Annotated in this window: 12 protein-coding genes; 11 read left to right on the top strand and 1 reads right to left on the bottom strand. The window is 33.4% G+C overall.

Translation table 11 applies throughout. The features are described 5' to 3' along the window. The first annotated feature begins 42 nt into the window (after positions 1 to 42). The 4 genes from guaA to Q0870_RS13515 all read left to right on the top strand — a co-directional run bounded on the left by guaA (position 43) and on the right by Q0870_RS13515 (position 4,727). Positions 43 to 1,578, top strand: coding sequence for a glutamine-hydrolyzing GMP synthase (gene guaA / locus Q0870_RS13500; protein WP_298556182.1), 1,536 nt, complete (start codon positions 43 to 45; stop codon positions 1,576 to 1,578). Between the two features lie 286 nt (positions 1,579 to 1,864). Then, on the top strand, positions 1,865 to 3,802 hold the full coding sequence (locus Q0870_RS13505) for a LysM peptidoglycan-binding domain-containing protein (protein ID WP_298556184.1): 1,938 nt from the start codon (positions 1,865 to 1,867) through the stop codon (positions 3,800 to 3,802). Between the two features lie 112 nt (positions 3,803 to 3,914). Then, positions 3,915 to 4,451, top strand: coding sequence for a DUF922 domain-containing protein (locus tag Q0870_RS13510; RefSeq protein ID WP_298556186.1), 537 nt, complete (start codon positions 3,915 to 3,917; stop codon positions 4,449 to 4,451). Positions 4,452 to 4,496: 45 nt separating this feature from the next. Then, a complete protein-coding gene (locus tag Q0870_RS13515; protein WP_298556188.1) occupies positions 4,497 to 4,727 on the top strand; it encodes a DUF3820 family protein in 231 nt (76 codons plus the stop codon). Positions 4,728 to 4,989: 262 nt separating this feature from the next. Here Q0870_RS13515 and Q0870_RS13520 read toward each other — a convergent pair whose 3' ends face one another. Continuing rightward, positions 4,990 to 5,232 (bottom strand): hypothetical protein, encoded by a 243-nt coding sequence (locus Q0870_RS13520; RefSeq protein ID WP_298556190.1) that lies wholly within the window; start codon positions 5,230 to 5,232, stop codon positions 4,990 to 4,992. A 193-nt stretch (positions 5,233 to 5,425) separates the two neighbouring features. Between Q0870_RS13520 and Q0870_RS13525 the strand changes: the two genes are divergently transcribed. The 7 genes from Q0870_RS13525 (at position 5,426) to Q0870_RS13555 (ending at position 17,368) form a co-directional block, all read left to right on the top strand. Then, a complete protein-coding gene (locus Q0870_RS13525; RefSeq protein WP_298556191.1) occupies positions 5,426 to 7,378 on the top strand; it encodes a peptidylprolyl isomerase in 1,953 nt (650 codons plus the stop codon). Positions 7,379 to 7,380: 2 nt separating this feature from the next. After that, positions 7,381 to 8,232: a peptidyl-prolyl cis-trans isomerase gene (locus Q0870_RS13530; protein WP_298556193.1), complete on the top strand. Its 852-nt coding sequence runs from the start codon at positions 7,381 to 7,383 to the stop codon at positions 8,230 to 8,232. Then, a complete protein-coding gene (locus Q0870_RS13535; protein ID WP_363317969.1) occupies positions 8,216 to 9,652 on the top strand; it encodes a peptidylprolyl isomerase in 1,437 nt (478 codons plus the stop codon). Before Q0870_RS13530 ends, Q0870_RS13535 begins: the two co-directional genes overlap by 17 nt. A gap of 5 nt (positions 9,653 to 9,657) precedes the next feature. Next, complete coding sequence (locus Q0870_RS13540; protein WP_298556197.1) at positions 9,658 to 10,611, top strand: AAA family ATPase; 954 nt, start codon at positions 9,658 to 9,660, stop codon at positions 10,609 to 10,611. A 24-nt stretch (positions 10,612 to 10,635) separates the two neighbouring features. After that, positions 10,636 to 11,775, top strand: coding sequence for an acyltransferase (locus Q0870_RS13545; RefSeq protein ID WP_298556199.1), 1,140 nt, complete (start codon positions 10,636 to 10,638; stop codon positions 11,773 to 11,775). Between the two features lie 220 nt (positions 11,776 to 11,995). Beyond that, a complete protein-coding gene (locus Q0870_RS13550; protein WP_298556200.1) occupies positions 11,996 to 14,770 on the top strand; it encodes a bifunctional aconitate hydratase 2/2-methylisocitrate dehydratase in 2,775 nt (924 codons plus the stop codon). Positions 14,771 to 15,100: 330 nt separating this feature from the next. Next, complete coding sequence (locus Q0870_RS13555; protein WP_298556201.1) at positions 15,101 to 17,368, top strand: aconitate hydratase; 2,268 nt, start codon at positions 15,101 to 15,103, stop codon at positions 17,366 to 17,368. Positions 17,369 to 17,541 lie beyond the last annotated feature (173 nt).

The raw sequence follows: 17,541 nt of genomic DNA on the forward strand, positions 1-17,541 counted from the left end.
ATTCCAAATTCGTCATTTTAAAATCAATTCCTATTTTTGCGCATGCAACATGACAAGGTATTAATTTTAGACTTCGGATCGCAATACACTCAGCTTATTGCTCGTAGAGTTAGAGAACTCAACATATACTCCGAAATACATCCATTTAATAAAATTCCAACAAATATAGCAGAATACAAAGCTGTAATTCTTTCTGGTAGCCCAAACTCAGTAAGGGGTGAAGATGCATTGCATCCAGATTTATCAGAAATTAGAGGTAAAAAACCAATGCTTGCTGTTTGCTACGGCGCTCAATATTTAGCTCATTTTTCAGGAGGTGAAGTGGCACCATCAAACACAAGAGAATATGGTCGTGCAAATTTATCTTTTATCCAAAAGGGTGAGCCGTTTTTTTCTAGCATTTCTGAAGGTAGCCAAGTTTGGATGAGTCATAGCGATACTATTAAAGCATTACCAACAGGAGCTGTTTTATTAGCTAGTACAAATGATGTTGAAAATGCAGCCTATAGAATTGAAGGTGAAACGACTTATGCAATTCAATTTCATCCTGAGGTTTATCATTCAAAAGATGGTAAGCAGATATTAGAAAATTTTTTAGTAAGAATTGCAGATATCAATCAAGATTGGACACCAGATTCTTTTGTTGAAGAAACGGTTGAAGCTATTCAAGCTAAAGTTGGAAATGACAAAGTGGTTTTAGGTCTCTCGGGAGGTGTAGATTCTACTGTAGCGGCTGTTTTACTAAATAAGGCTATAGGGAAAAACCTGTATTGCATTTTTGTAAATAATGGTTTGCTTCGTAAAGATGAATTTGAAAGCGTACTAAACCAGTATGAGGGTATGGGACTTAACGTTAAAGGGGTTGATGCTTCTAAACGATTTTTAGATGCTTTAAAAGGTATTGAAGACCCAGAGAAAAAACGTAAAGCTATTGGAAACGCTTTTATTGAAGTGTTTGATGATGAGGCACATAAATTAGAAGATGTAAAATGGTTGGCACAGGGTACTATTTATCCTGATGTTATTGAGAGTGTTTCCGCTACAGGTGGCCCGTCAGCTACTATTAAAAGTCATCATAACGTAGGAGGTTTACCAGATTTTATGAAGCTTAAAATAGTAGAGCCTCTTCGTGCTATTTTTAAGGATGAAGTAAGGCGTGTAGGAACAACTTTGGGTATTGATCCAGAATTACTTGGGCGTCATCCATTTCCTGGTCCTGGATTAGGGATTCGTATTTTGGGTGATATTACTGCCGAAAAAGTACGTATGCTACAAGAGGTAGACCATATTTTTATTCAAGGTTTAAAAGATTGGGGGCTTTACGATAAGGTTTGGCAAGCAGGAGCTATGTTATTACCTGTTAATAGTGTTGGTGTAATGGGAGATGAGCGTACTTATGAAAAATGTGTAGCACTAAGAGCTGTAGAAAGTACTGATGGTATGACTGCCGATTGGGTAAACTTACCATACGAGTTTTTGCAAAAAACATCTAACGATATAATAAATAAGGTTAAAGGCGTTAATAGAGTAGTTTATGATATTAGTTCGAAACCGCCAGCTACAATTGAATGGGAGTAAATTAGCTAGAAGCTGGAAGTTATAAGTGGTTACTGAGACTGGAACTGAAACTAATTTTGCAGATTTGCCCGCGTTAGGGATAGTAGTGGAAAGCCCACAGCCCGACGAAGGAGGTGCGAGGACTTGTAACGAATAGCCCGACCCTTGGGTAACGCCCAAATAAAATTTTGGCATGTTATGTGCTAATGTTAAGAAAAGAGATTTCGTTTTAGTCTGTAATAGAGATATGGAACGTATATTATTAAGTAGTCAGGTTTTATTATATTTATCCAGGAGATACAACAACATGAAGAGATTTTTATTAGTATTTGTTTTGTTTTTAGCATTTGGTTTTACTACTGTTGAAGCGCAGAACTTTAGTACGCACAACGTTAAAAAGGGAGAAACTATTGAGGGGATTGCAAAACGTTATTTTGTAACGCCTTTAGATATTTATAAGTTAAACCCTGATGCTAAAAAGGAATTGAAACCTAATACGGTTTTAATTATACCAATATCTAAAGCTTTAAAGCCTAAGGTTACTGTTAATAAAGAGTTACAAGGTTTTAAGGAGCATAAAACGAAACGTAAAGAAACGCTTTATAGCTTGTCTAAAAAGTATAATGTCGCTGAGGAGGATATTAAGAAATATAATAAATTTTTGTATTCTAATCCGTTGCGTAAAGGTGATAAACTTCAAATTCCGAATTATAAAATTACTGAGATTATTGAGGAAGTTGCTACTACAAAAACCTATACGGTTTTGCCTAAAGAAGGTAAATGGCGTATTGCTTATAAATTCGGAATTTCGGTTGAAGAATTGGAAGTTCTAAACCCAGATATGGCTGAGGTTTTAGAGGAAGGTGCTATTATTAATGTACCTAATATAGAAGAGGATGAGCAGAAACAGTTTGACAATCAGTATAGTTATTATAAGGTCTTGCCAAAAGAAGGGTTTTATCGTTTAAAACTTAAATTAGACCTTGAACAAGATGAAATAGAGGCTTTAAATCCAGGATTAAAAGAAACGGGCTTAAAGTCTGGAATGATTTTAAAAATACCTTTTACTGATGCTGTTGAAGGTGTAGTTGGTGCTGAAAAAGCAGCTATAAGTTTGATTGATAGTATATCGGATTATAACACAAAGCACATTGCTATTATGTTGCCTTTTAGAATGCATCGTGTTGATTTTGATTCTATAAGTGATGCTAAAAAGAGTTTAAAGAAAGACCCATATTTAAATGTGTCTCTCGATTTTCATTCGGGAGTTTTAATGGCTTTAGATTCGCTAAAATCCTTAGGACTCTCTTTAAAGGTTGATGTTTATGATACACGATACGAAGTTAGTGAGGTGTCAAGAATTTTAAGCGAAAATGATTTTGAAAATGTTGATGCGGTTATAGGACCATTAACACCTGCTAGTTTTAATACAGTAGCCAAGGAATTAAAAAAGTATAATACGCCTGTAATTTCTCCAATAGGAACAAATTTAAAATTGCATGATAATGTGTTCCAGTCTAGGCCATCTGATGATTTATTGAAAACCAAGGTTATTAATTTTGTGAAATCTGATACGCTGGTAGAAAACATTGTTGTTATTACTGATACCAAAAATATAACCATTGCAAATGAATTGAAGCGTGAGTTTAATGCGGCTAAGGTGGTGTATTCAAGGAAGAATAAAGAAGGTGAAGATGAGTTTTTTGTAATTAAAGAGGATATTGAAGCTGCCTTAAAACCTGGAAAAAACATGGTGTTCTTAGAAACTCAAAATGAAGGGTATGCATCAAACGTAACGAGTGTTTTGGCATCTTTAAATAATAGAATAAATCCTGAAAAAGAAGAGGAAGCTGCTCCAGAAATTTTATTGGTCACTACCAATATTAACTCAGCTTTTGAGGGTGAGCAAATAAACAATACACACTTGTCTAATTTACAGTTTCATTTTGCTACCGCCTCAAAAGAGTATAGCGAGAATGATAATAATACTTTTGTTAAAGAGTATACTAAGCTTTATAATATTACGCCTAATAAAAGAGCGGTTAAAGGTTTTGATTTAACTATGGATGTGGTATTGCGTTTGGTGTCTTCTGAAGATTTATATGCATCAGTAAATAATGCACCCTTAACGGAGTATGTTGAAAATAAGTTTGCCTATACCAAGAAACTTTTTGGAGGCTATTTTAATGACTCTGTTTACCTTGTTAAGTACAACGATTTAACTATTGTTGAGGTAAAACAATAAGATTTAAGGCTGTTCGTTTTATAGCTACGTTATTGTGAACGCAGTGTAACAATCTGTTTATACTTTGGTTTAAATTATAATTTACTAAACCTATAATGTTTCTGTGGTTAGAATGCTTCTTTTATTTTTATGTTTTGTTTGTGTTCAAGATGAAGAACCAGTTTTACCTTGGAACGCATCTTACAAATTATCTTGGGCAGATTTTAAAGACAAACCCAATATGAATGAAAGCGCAGTTGCTATAACAGCTTCGGGTATTACATTTGGGTTTTCTATTACTCAAACTGATAAAAACGAAGTGGTTAGTTTTACAACTGAAGTGTTTGCACATTTTTATCCTGAGCAATCTTGGTATAAAATTAAACAGGCCGATAATCATATTTTAGGACACGAACAATTACATTTTGATATTACTGAATTATATGCACGTAAGTTTAGATATAGAATTAGCCAATTAAAAGTTTCGAATAACGTTAGGAGGCAGCTTAAGAAAATGCATAATGATATTAATGTTGAATTGGCGCAGATGCAAGACAAGTATGATAATGAAACTGATTATTCTAGAAATTTTGAATATCAGACTACATGGAAAATTTATATAGATACTGAGCTTAAAAAGTACTCTAAATATAAATCAACTTCTAAATAATAATTACTAAGTTCCAATAACCAATAACCAATAACCAATAACCAAATGCTGCCCGATAAACAATTTTTAATAGACTTGGCACATACTAAAATGCCTTTCGGAAAATATAAAGACCGTTACTTAATTGATTTACCCGAATATTATGTGGTTTGGTATCATAACAAGGGGTTTCCAAAAGGAAAATTAGGTACGATGTTGGAACAGGTTTATGAATTGAAGCTAAATGGCTTGGAAGAACTGATTTGGAACATAAGGAAGCAGTATCCTAAGCGTTGAAATTTTTGGTTTTCGTTACGTCCCCGCGAATAAGATTTGTTTCAATGAATTTTATTCGTTGTTGGTGTGAGTGCCTTTTGGCAGTCGCTCCAAATCTTATTCGCGGGGACGTTGGAGTGAATAACGCAGGAATTCACTCCAACTAAGCGAATATGACGTCGTTTTAATGACTTATATTCGATGTAACGAAGTTAGTTTATTTTTCTGACAAATTCAAGTTGATAAAATCAAAAATGGTATAATAAATTCAATAAATAATGTATCAAGCATTTTCTGTATAAACTTGTCCTCTATGTGGTTTTAAAACATCTCTTATAGGTTTCATTTTGTTTTCATCAATCACCAAAAATGCAATGGTGTGTATATTACTTAAATTTTCAATTCCTGTAATGGTAATATTTAATTTTTCTAATTGGATGTATTCTTTAAGGTGTATTTCGTGGTGTTCTGCAATTTTGCTGGCATCAGGACCATGAAAGTCCCAAATTAGTTTTAGTTTACGCATATGTTTTGTTAACTATTTTCAGTGATTATGAGTGTTGTGAAATTTTGCTCAAATATAAAGTTAAAAGAATGAAATATAATTCGTTGTTTAAAGTATTGAGTATATAATAATTACTTTTTTTAATCGTTAGCAAAACAACTTGTATTATACGTTTATATTATTATTTTTGTAAGCGTTGAAAAAAAATTACTCTATGATATTAAGATATTTATTTACTTTATTTTTAGCATTATTCATGCTAAATGTAGAGGCACAATCAGTTGATAACGATGTGCTTTTTACAATTGAAGGTAAACCTGTATATGCTTCAGAATTTCTGAGAGTTTATAACAAAAACCTAGATTTGGTTCAAGATGAGTCCCAAAAAGATGTTGACGAATATTTAAAGCTTTTTACTAACTATAAATTAAAGCTTGAAGAGGCTAAAACTTTGGGCTTACAAAATAAACCTTCCTATATAAGAGAACTTGCTAATTACAAAAAGCAATTAGCCAAAAATTATATAACAGATTCTAAGGTAACAGATAAATTAGTAGCAGAAGCCTATGAGCGTATGTTGTACGAGGTTAATGCAAATCATATTTTAATAAAAGTTGACGAAAATGCAAGCCCACAAGATTCATTGGCGGCATATAATAAAATAACTAAATTAAAAGAGAGAGCTTTAAAAGAAGGTTTTGAAAAAGTAAGAGCAGAAGTACACAACGGACAATCCATTTATGGTGAAAAGTTGGGGTATTTTGGAGGTTTTAAAATGGTTTATAAGTTTGAAAATGCAGCTTTTAATACGAATGTGGGCGGTATTTCAGAACCATTTAGAACACGTTTTGGTTATCATATAGTAAATATTTTAGACAAGCGAGAATCAAGAGGAGAGCGTACGGTTTCTCATATTATGGTTATGGAAAACAAAAAAGATTCTTTAGCAGAAAAACCAGAAGTTAGAATTCAAGATATTTATAAAAAATTAAATCAAGGTGAAACTTTTGAAGCTTTAGCTAAACAATTTTCTGATGATAAAAACTCTGCTTCAAAAGGCGGAAAGCTTAGAGCATTTTCTGGAGGGCAATTAAGAGCCAAAGAATTTGAAGATGTGGCTTTTGGTTTAAAAAATATTAACGATGTTTCTGAGCCTTTTAAAACCGATTTTGGATGGCACATTGTAAAGTTACATGAAATTACTCCTATACCTGGTTTTGAAGCTATTAAATCAGAATTAGTAGAAAAAGTAAGACGCGATAGCCGTTCAAAACTAATTGATAAAGCCCTTACAAACAAGCTTAGGGTAAAATATAGTATTAGCGATACGCCTCCAAATTTAGATTACTTTGTTTCTATTTTAAATGATGACTATTTTAAAAAAACTTGGAAGCTTCCAGCAGATTTTAATGGGCGTCAAGATTTAGTTAAAATAGGTGAGAAGCAATTTTCTTATAATGATTTTGGAGTCTATTTAACCAATACCCAGCGTGATAATTCTGGCAAGGAACCAATTAAATTATTAGTATCAAAAAAGTTTAATTTATTTTTAAATAAAAACTTGATTAAATATCAAGAAGACCATTTAGAAGAAGAAAACGAAGACTATGCATACATAGTTTCAGAGTACAGAGATGGTTTATTATTGTTTGATCTTATGGAAACAACAATATGGAACACAGCAAAAACCGATTCAACAGCTATACAGGCGTATTATGATAACCATAAAACAAATTATATGTTGCCAGAGCGTGTGGATGCTATTGTAGCGGTTTCAGCAAAACAAAAAACACTAAAAAAAGTATCTAAACTTTTAAGTAAAGAAATAGAGTTAGATGAAATAAAATCAATTGTGAACAGTGGTGTCAAAATTGATGTTATTTTTACAACAGGTATTATGGATGCTAAACACCAAGCGCTTCCAGATAATTTTGAATTTAAAAAAGGGCTTTCAGAAATTTATAAACATAACGATGCTTTTGTGTTGGTTAAAGTAAAAGAGGTATTGCCGCAAACACAAAAATCATTTGAAGACGCTAAAGGCAATGTTATAAGCGATTATCAAAATTATAAAGAAGAAAACTGGATTGAAAACTTAAAGGATAAATATAAAATAGCTTTGAATCAAGAAACATTAAAAGCTATTAAAACAAAACTTAAAAACTAAAGGTGCGCGTTAAAGTCATTTTATTATTATTACTAGTATTAGTAAGTTCTTGCGACTTATTAAAAAATTCGGATGAGCAAGAAGCAATAGCTAGAGTTAATAATAATTATCTTTATAAAGATGATATTAAAGGCTTGGTTTCAGAAGACGCATCAAAAGAAGATAGTACACTTTTAATTAAAAATTTTATTAAGCGTTGGGCTACTCAGCAATTATTTGTTGATGGTGCTAAACTAAATTTAACAGAAGAAAAACAAGAAGCTTTTAATAGATTGGTTGATCAATATAAAAATGATTTATATAGTAAGGCCTATATTGAAGCTTTAGTAAAGCGTAGCATAAATAGAGATGTTTCTTATCAAGAAGCAGAATCATATTATAGTAATAATAAAGAAGTTTTTAAGTTGAACGAAGAACTTATTAAGTTTCGTTATATCCATGTTAACGAAAATATTATTGATTTTGAAAATATAAAAAAGAAGCTAAAACGTTACAATAACGAAGATAAAAGGGCTTTAGATTCTATCTCAATTCAATTTAAATCTTACTCACTTAACGACTCTATTTGGATTAAATTAAGTCAAGTAATTAAAAAAATTCCATCTGTAAATCCAGAAAACAGAAATCAACTGTTAAAAAAATCTAATTTTGTACAACTCAAAGATTCATTAGGAGTATATTTGATGCAAATTAATGATGTTTTAGTTAGAAATGACACGGCACCGTTAGAATATGTTAAGCCTACAATCGACCAAATAGTCATTAATAAACGTAAGCTCGAATTTATTAGAGAATTAGAAAAAGATATCACAAAAGATGCGATTAAAAACAAACAATTTGAAATATACAATTAACCTTAAACACATAATTATTTTATGTGTAGTCTTGTTAGCAGTAAATACTATTGGCGCCCAAGAAATTATTGAAGATGAAGTTAAGAAGGAAGAGGTTATTAAAAAAGTAGATTCTGTTGATACATCAAATGCCTTTAAAGTTGATGGTGTTGCTGCTGTAGTTGGAGATTTTATAGTTTTAGAATCAGATATTCAAAAAGAAAAGGATCAAATAAAAGCAAGCGGAGGTTCCATTGAAGGTGTTGAAGATTGTGAGTTATTCGGTTTGATGTTAGAAAGAAAACTCTATGCACATCATGCTATTCAAGATAGTCTACCTGTTTCAGATGCTGAGGTAAGAAAAAATGTTGATTATCAAATTCAACAGTTTTTACAACAAACAAATGGGTCTATGAAGCGTCTTTTAGAGTTTTATAATAAAGACGATGAGCAAAGTTTTAGAGATGAAATGTTTGAGATAAATAAATCAAACTTATTAGCTCAGAGAATGCAAGCTAAAATTGTTGAAGAAGTTGAAATTACACCAGAAGAGGTTAGAGCTTTTTTCAATAAAATACCAGAGGATGAACGACCAAATTTTGGTACAGAGCTTAAAGTTGCACAAATCGTGGCTGAACCTAAAGTTTCTGATGAAGAAAATCAAAAAATCATTAACCGTTTAAAACAATTTAAAGCAGATATTATTGAAAAAGGAGCAAGTTTCCGTTCTAAAGCTGTTTTATATTCGCAAGACCCTGGCTCTGCAAGTAGAGGAGGTAAATATACGCTTAACAAAAAGCAACCAAAAATGGTTAAAGAGTTTAGGCAAGTAGCGTTTGCATTACAAGAAGGCGAAGTTTCTGAGCCATTCAAAACGGAATATGGTTATCATATTATTACCTTAGAAAAAATTAGAGGGCAAGAATATGATGTTGCCCATATTTTATTAACCCCTCAAGTGTCTAGTGAAGCTATTCAAGAAGCTAAGGAGCGTCTTGAAAAAGTTAGAGAGCGCATTGTTGCTGGTGATATTTCTTTTGCTGATGCAGCAAGAGAAGTTAGTGATGAAAAAGAGACTAGAAGTGATGGTGGTCAATTGATAAACCCAACAACACAAGATTATAATTTTGAGTTAACAAGAATGGATCCAGAATTATATGCTCAAATTCAAAACTTAAAAGATGAAGAAGTGAGTTTGGTATTAAGGGAAGAAGATAGAACTGGTGGGCAAAAATTTAAACTCCTAACGGTTACTGATAGAATTGATGAACACCAAGCTGATTATGCACGTGATTATTTGAAAATTAAAGGTTTAGCATTAGAAGAAAAGAAAATTAGAGCTATTGAAAAGTGGCAAGATGAAAAAATTATTGATACCTATGTTAAAATAAGTAAAGAACATAAAGGATGTGATTTTTCTGGAAACTGGTTAAAAAAATAGTTAATATGTCTGATGTCGCTGCAATAGAGGAATTTGTAAAAAAATTTAAAGATTTAAAAACAGAAATTTCCAAAGTCATAATTGGACAGGACGAAGTAGTTACTCAAATTCTTATTTCAATTTTCTCTGGAGGGCATTCATTATTAATTGGTGTCCCAGGTTTAGCAAAAACATTAATGGTAAATACCATTGCTCAAGCATTAGGCTTAGATTTTAAACGTATTCAGTTTACTCCAGATTTAATGCCTAGTGATATTTTAGGAAGTGAGATTTTAGATGAAGACCGTCATTTTAAATTTATAAAAGGCCCAATTTTTGCAAACATCATTTTAGCAGACGAGATTAATAGAACACCGCCGAAAACACAAGCCGCTTTGCTAGAAGCTATGCAAGAACGCTCTGTTACTGTAGCTGGTCATCATTACAATTTAGATTTACCATATTTTGTTTTAGCAACGCAAAATCCAATAGAACAAGAAGGAACATATCCTTTGCCAGAAGCACAACTGGATCGTTTCATGTTTGCTATTAATTTGGATTACCCAACTTACGAGGAAGAAGTACAAGTTGTAAAAGCAACAACTTCAGATATTAAAGTTAAAGTAAATGCTTTATTTTCTGCTCAGCATATTGTAGATTTTCAACATTTAATTCGCCGTATACCTGTGGCGGATAATGTTATTGAATATGCGGTTTCTATGGTGGGGAAAACAAGACCAAATTCAGAAGCAGCTCCAGATTTAGTAAAAACTTATTTAGATTGGGGTGCAGGCCCTAGAGCATCGCAAAATTTAATATTAGCAGCAAAAACTCATGCTGCAATACATGGTAAATTTTCTCCTGATATTGAAAACGTTCAAGCCGTAGCTCAAAGTATATTACGTCATAGAATCATTAAAAATTATAAAGCAGAAGCAGAAGGCGTTTCAGAAGCGCAGATTATTAAGAGTTTATTTTAAATTAGTTACATTGAACGGGCTTCGATGTATATAGATTATAAAAATAGAATCTTTGGATTAGATGTTCTTCGAGCAATTGCTATCCTAATGGTTTTATTTTCACATTCAACGCTTTTATTATTTCCTAATCAACAACATTTATTAATTACCATAATTCAATTTTTTGGAACTATTGGTGTCGATTTATTTTTTGTACTAAGTGGATACCTCATTGGAACAATTATTTTAAAGCAACTACAAAAAGGAAAGACTAAATTTAAAGATTTTTGTTATTTCTGGATGCGTCGTTGGTTTAGAACTTTACCAAATTATTTTTTAATTCTTTCACTAAATATCCTGGCGTTATATGTCTTGAAAGGAAAAATTATAAATGAAGTAATTACTTATTTTGGATTTTTACAAAATTTTAATAGCCCACATCCTAATTTTTTTACCGAAGCATGGAGTTTATCTATTGAGGAGTATGCTTATATAATTGGCCCTTTACTTTTGTTTATTTTGGTTTCTTATTTTAAAAAAACATCCAAAAACCAATTGTTTTTAATTACAGTTTTAGGTATTATAATTTTAGTGACTTGCTTGAGGTTTAATTTTCATTTAAGTAATAAAATACAATCAATGCATGAATGGAGTCAGGAGATAAGAAAAGTGGTTATATATAGAATTGATAGTATATACTACGGTTTTTTGGCGGCATTCTTAATTTATAATTTCAATAGTTTTGTAAAGCAATTTGAACGCCGTTTTTTTTGGATTGGATTAGTCCTTTTTTTGGGAATTCATATTTTGATTTTTGGATTTGATTTACAGCCAGAACATGCAACACTTTTTTTCAATATATTTTATTTACCACTTTTATCCATTAGCTTGTTGTTGCTGTTTCCAGTATTTGTTAATTGGGACCAATCGAATAGATTTAAATCTCAAATTACCCAAATAAGTATTTTGTCATACGGTTTGTATCTTGTTAATTACTCTTTAATATTACTTACAATGCAACATTTTATAAATATTGAGGTGCAATCTGTATTTATAAAAATAATTTTATTGGCTGTTTACTGGCTTTCTTCCTTTGCCCTAGCTTTTTTACTATACAGGTTTTTTGAAAAACCAATGACCGATTTAAGAGATTTGAAGTCTATAAGAAGGTATTTTTGTGATTAGCTTAAATAATAATCAATTTTATTAGTAAAATAGTAGTAAAACCATAATCAATCAAATTAATAATATCACTATAATAAATAACTATAATTACTTGTTGTATTCTAGTGTTTCTTTTTAAAACTTTGCTTTAATTCATTAAGTTTGTAGAACTAAAAAATAATTAACTATTTGGCTTAGATTTAATAATTGAGGCCAATTTAATACTGAAAAAACTTCTTTTATGAGTATTTATAAAGATTACATCAAGGAGATTGAAAAACGAAGAGGTCAAGGACTTCATCCTAAGCCAATTGATGGTGCCGAATTACTAAGCGCAATCATTACCCAAATTAAAGATTTAGATAACGAATATAGAGAGGATTCTCTTAACTTTTTTATCTACAATGTTTTACCAGGGACCACGAGTGCTGCTGGTGTAAAAGCTAAGTTTTTAAAAGAAATTATTTTAGGAGAGTCAATTGTTAAAGAAATTACACCTGCATTTGCTTTCGAGCAGTTATCACACATGAAAGGTGGACCTTCGGTTGAGGTGTTATTAGATTTAGCTTTAGGCAGCGATACTGCTATCGCTGAGGAAGCGGCCAAAGTTTTAAAAACTCAAGTTTTCTTGTACGAAGCTGATACAGACCGTTTAGAAAACGCTTTGAATTCAGGAAGTGCAATTGCAAAAGATATTATCGAAAGTTATGCAAAAGCTGAATTCTTTACTAAACTACCAGAAATAGACGAAGAAATTGAAGTCGTAACTTATATTGCCGGAGTTGGTGATATTTCTACCGATTTATTATCTCCAGGAGGAGATGCGCACTCGCGTTCAGATAGAGAATTACACGGGCAATGTATTTTTGAGCATAATAAAGACATGCAAAAAGAAGTGTTAGCTTTAAAAGCTCAGCACCCAGATAAACGTGTGATGCTTATTGCAGAAAAAGGAACCATGGGCGTTGGTTCTTCAAGAATGTCTGGTGTAAATAATGTAGCTTTATGGACAGGTATTTCGTCTAGTCCTTACGTGCCATTTATTAATATTGCTCCAGTAATTGCTGGTACAAATGGTATTGCTCCAATTTTTTTAACTACGGTTGGCGTAACTGGTGGTATTGGTTTAGACCTGAAAAACTGGGTAATTCAAAAAGATGCAGATGGAAAAACAATTCGTGATAAAGACGGAGAACCAGTATTAAAAGAAACCTACTCTGTAGCAACAGGAACGGTACTTACAATTAACACAAAAGAGAAAAAATTATATAACGGAGATACAGAATTAAAAGACATTTCTGCGGCATTTACACCACAGAAAATGGAGTTCATGAAAGCGGGCGGTTCTTACGCTGTTGTTTTCGGTAAAAAATTACAAACATTTGCAGCTAAAACTTTAGGTATCGAAGCACCTCAAGTATATGCGCCTTCAAAAGAAGTATCTATTGAAGGACAAGGTTTAACAGCTGTGGAAAAAATATTTAATAAGAATGCAGTAGGAACTTCTGGAGCAACCTTACATGCAGGTTCTTACGTTCGTGCAGAAGTAAATATTGTAGGGTCTCAGGATACTACAGGATTAATGACTTCTCAAGAATTAGAGATGATGGCTGCAACAGTTATTTCTCCAATTGTAGACGGTGCGTACCAATCAGGTTGTCATACAGCATCAGTTTGGGATGATAAATCTAAAGCTAATATTCCAAGATTAATGAGCTTTATGAACGACTTTGGTTTAATTACTGGTCGTGATCCAAAAGGAAAATACTTCCCAATGACCGATGTTATTCATAAAGTGCTTAACGATATTACGGTGGGTGATTGGGACATCATTATTGGTGGAGATTCTCATACACGTATGTCTAAAGGTGTTGCTTTCGGAGCAGATTCAGGAACCGTTGCTTTAGCATTAGCTACAGGCGAGGCTTCTATGCCAATTCCAGAATCGGTTAAAGTAACTTTTAAAGGACAAATGAAATCGTATATGGATTTCCGTGATGTTGTTCATGCAACGCAATCTCAAATGTTAAAGCAATTTGGCGGTGAAAACGTATTCCAAGGACGTGTAATCGAGGTTCATATTGGAACTTTAACTTCAGACGAAGCTTTCACATTTACAGATTGGACGGCAGAGATGAAAGCAAAAGCATCTATCTGTATTTCTGAAGATGATACCTTAATCGAATCTTTAGAAATTGCAAAAGGTCGTATCCAAATCATGATTGAAAAAGGTATGGACAATGCAAAACAAGTGCTTCAAGGTCTTGTTGATAAAGCAGAAACTAGAATTACGGAGCTTAAAACCGGAATTAAACCATCGTTAAGACCAGATTCAAACGCAAAGTATTATGCTGAAGTTATTATTGATTTAGATGAAATTGCTGAACCAATGATTGCAGATCCAGATGTAAATAACGAAGATGTTTCTAAACGTTACACGCATGATAACATTAGGCCATTATCTTACTACGGCGGCACTAAAAAAGTAGATTTAGGATTCGTAGGATCTTGTATGGTACATAAAGGCGATATGAAAATATTGGCTCAAATGTTAAAGAATGTTGAAGCACAACAAGGTAAGGTAGAATTTAAAGCGCCATTAGTTGTTGCACCTCCAACATATAATATTGTAGACGAGTTAAAAGAAGAAGGCGATTGGGAAGTACTTCAAAAGTACTCAGGATTTGAATTTGACGATAGCGCACCAAAAGGATTAGCACGTACCAAATACGAAAACATGCTGTACTTAGAGCGTCCAGGTTGTAACTTATGTATGGGTAACCAAGAAAAAGCGGAACCAGGCGATACGGTTATGGCAACATCAACACGTTTGTTCCAAGGTAGAGTTGTAAAAGATTCTGGCGAGAAAAAAGGAGAATCATTATTATCATCTACACCAGTGGTTGTATTATCTACAATTTTGGGTAGAACACCAACTATGGCGGAATATGAAGCTGCTGTCGATGGCATTGTTTTAACTAAGTTTAAGCCTTCGCAAAAGCAATTAGTAAGATAGTCATCAGATTTTTAATAATTTAAAATCCTGAGTCTAAGACTTGGGATTTTTTTTTGCACTTTTATTTAATACAATTCTTTGGGCGTTACCACAAGGGTCGGGCTTTACGCTATATCTTTTTTTATACGTCTTTGCATGGAGTATGCAACGTGGCAATCTGTCTAATTGTAGTTCAATATATTTATTTTAAGTGGTTTTTAAAAAAAAGGATGCCGCTTCAATCCCTAACGCACTTCAGGACTAAGTTTCAATTTCTGGAGTAAAATTCGGCTTTTAAAGTCAAGCTTTATTTCGTATCTTAGGTTACTTAAAAAAACTAAAAAATATACTATGGCATTTGACATTAACATGATAAAAGGTGTTTACACCAAAATGGCTGAACGTGTAGATAAAGCACGTAAGATTGTAGGGAAACCACTAACACTATCAGAAAAGATTTTATATTCTCATCTTTGGGATGGCGAGCCTACCGAGGCTTTTACTAGAGGAAAGAATTATGTAGATTTTGCACCAGACAGAATTGCGTGTCAAGATGCTACAGCGCAAATGGCATTATTACAATTTATGCAAGCTGGAAAAACAGAGGTTGCAGTACCAACAACGGTACATTGCGATCACTTAATACAAGCTAAAGAAGGTGCGGCAACAGATTTAAAACACGCTAATAATGTAAGTAGTGAAGTTTTTAATTTCTTAGAGTCAGTGTCTAATAAATACGGAATTGGTTTCTGGAAACCAGGTGCAGGCATTATACATCAAGTAGTTTTAGAAAATTATGCATTCCCCGGAGGAATGATGATTGGTACCGATTCTCACACGGTTAATGCCGGAGGTTTAGGAATGGTAGCTATAGGCGTGGGCGGTGCTGATGCGGTAGATGTTATGGCTGGCATGGCATGGGAATTAAAGTTTCCAAAATTAATTGGTGTTAGGTTAACTGGAAAATTATCGGGTTGGACAGCGCCTAAAGATGTTATTTTAAAAGTAGCCGAAATTTTAACGGTAAAAGGAGGAACAGGGGCTATTGTTGAATATTTTGGGCCTGGAGCAACATCTATGTCTTGTACAGGAAAAGGAACCATTTGTAACATGGGAGCTGAAATAGGAGCAACAACATCTACTTTTGGATATGATGACTCTATGGAACGCTATTTACGTGCTACAGATAGAGCAGATGTCGCCGATGCTGCAAATACAGTAAAACAACACTTAACGGCTGATGCTGAGGTTTATGCTAATCCAGAACAGTATTTTGATCAAGTTATAGAAATCAATCTATCAGAATTAGGGCCATTACTAAACGGCCCTTTCACTCCAGATTTGTCAACAACAGTTGGTAAAGCCATGACTGAAAAAGCAACTTCAAACGAGTGGCCTTTAAAAGTAGAATGGGGATTAATAGGGTCTTGTACAAATTCATCTTATGAAGATTTATCAAGAGCATCATCTATTGCGCAACAAGCTTTAGATAAAGGTTTGAAAATGAAAGCCGAATTAGGAATTAATCCAGGTTCAGAGCAAGTACGCTACACAGCAGAACGTGATGGTATTCTAGGGATTTTTGAAAACCTAGACGCAAAAATATTCACCAATGCCTGCGGACCATGTATTGGACAATGGGCAAGGTATTCAGATCCTAAAAATGCGCCAAAAAATAGTATAGTTCATTCTTTCAACAGAAACTTTGCAAAACGTGCGGATGGCAATCCAAATACCCACGCATTCGTAGCGTCACCAGAATTAACAGCTGCTATAGCGGTTGCTGGACGTTTAGATTTCAATCCGTTAACCGATAAGTTAATCAACGAAGACGGGCAAGAAGTCATGTTCGATGAGCCAACAGGATGGGAATTACCACCAAAAGGTTTCGCCGTAGACGATAACGGCTATTTAGCACCCGAAGCAGATGGTAGCCATGTTCAAGTTTCAGTAAAAGACGATTCAGAGCGTTTACAATTATTAACACCTTTCGAACCTATCGGAAATTCTATTACAGGCGCAAAACTATTAATCAAAGCATTCGGAAAATGTACTACTGATCATATTTCTATGGCAGGTCCTTGGTTACGTTTTCGAGGGCATCTAGATAACATTGCAAACAATACCTTAATTGGCGCAGTAAATGCCTTTGGTAAGAAAACTAATTTTGTTAAAAACCAAATAACAGGAGAATTCGGAGGCGTTCCAGATACGGCTAGAGCATATAAAGCTGTAGGCATCAAAACCATTGTAGTTGGAGACCATAACTATGGCGAAGGCTCATCTAGAGAACATGCTGCCATGCAACCACGCCATTTAGGTGTCGCTGCGGTTATTGTAAAATCTTTTGCCCGTATTCACGAAACAAACCTTAAAAAACAAGGGATGTTAGGTTTAACCTTTGCTAACGAAAGCGATTACGATTTAATCCAAGAAAACGATACCTTCAATTTTACAGATTTAAATGAATTTGCACCAGGAAAACAGTTAACCCTAGAAGCAGTTCATGAAGACGGATCAACAGATACCATCAAATTGAACCACACCTATAACAATGCACAAATAGCATGGTATAACGAAGGTTCAGCGCTTAATTTAATTAAGAAGCAAAACGCATAATTACATATCAAATAGCTTACACAGACCTGTCAGGTTTTTAAAACCTGACAGGTCTTTTTTTATATTTAAGATTTTTTGGGCGTTACCCTAAAAAGGGTCGGGCTTTCCGTTATATCTTTTTAAAACGTCATAGCGAGGAGTGAGCGACGTGGCTATCTGTTTATTGGTTACTT

This window comes from uncultured Algibacter sp., assembly GCF_947487575.1.
Classification (GTDB): domain Bacteria; phylum Bacteroidota; class Bacteroidia; order Flavobacteriales; family Flavobacteriaceae; genus Algibacter_B.

Excerpts from the sequence above, each read along its gene's own strand:
- Q0870_RS13505 (WP_298556184.1), top strand. The coding sequence starts at position 1,865 with ATGAAGAGATTTTTATTAGTATTTGTTTTGTTTTTAGCATTTGGTTTT.
- guaA (WP_298556182.1), top strand. The coding sequence starts at position 43 with ATGCAACATGACAAGGTATTAATTTTAGACTTCGGATCGCAATACACT.
- Q0870_RS13540 (WP_298556197.1), top strand. The coding sequence starts at position 9,658 with ATGTCTGATGTCGCTGCAATAGAGGAATTTGTAAAAAAATTTAAAGAT.
- Q0870_RS13510 (WP_298556186.1), top strand. The coding sequence starts at position 3,915 with ATGCTTCTTTTATTTTTATGTTTTGTTTGTGTTCAAGATGAAGAACCA.
- Q0870_RS13515 (WP_298556188.1), top strand. The coding sequence starts at position 4,497 with ATGCTGCCCGATAAACAATTTTTAATAGACTTGGCACATACTAAAATG.
- Q0870_RS13520 (WP_298556190.1), bottom strand. The coding sequence starts at position 5,232 with ATGCGTAAACTAAAACTAATTTGGGACTTTCATGGTCCTGATGCCAGC.
- Q0870_RS13545 (WP_298556199.1), top strand. The coding sequence starts at position 10,636 with ATGTATATAGATTATAAAAATAGAATCTTTGGATTAGATGTTCTTCGA.
- Q0870_RS13555 (WP_298556201.1), top strand. The coding sequence starts at position 15,101 with ATGGCATTTGACATTAACATGATAAAAGGTGTTTACACCAAAATGGCT.
- Q0870_RS13525 (WP_298556191.1), top strand. The coding sequence starts at position 5,426 with ATGATATTAAGATATTTATTTACTTTATTTTTAGCATTATTCATGCTA.
- Q0870_RS13550 (WP_298556200.1), top strand. The coding sequence starts at position 11,996 with ATGAGTATTTATAAAGATTACATCAAGGAGATTGAAAAACGAAGAGGT.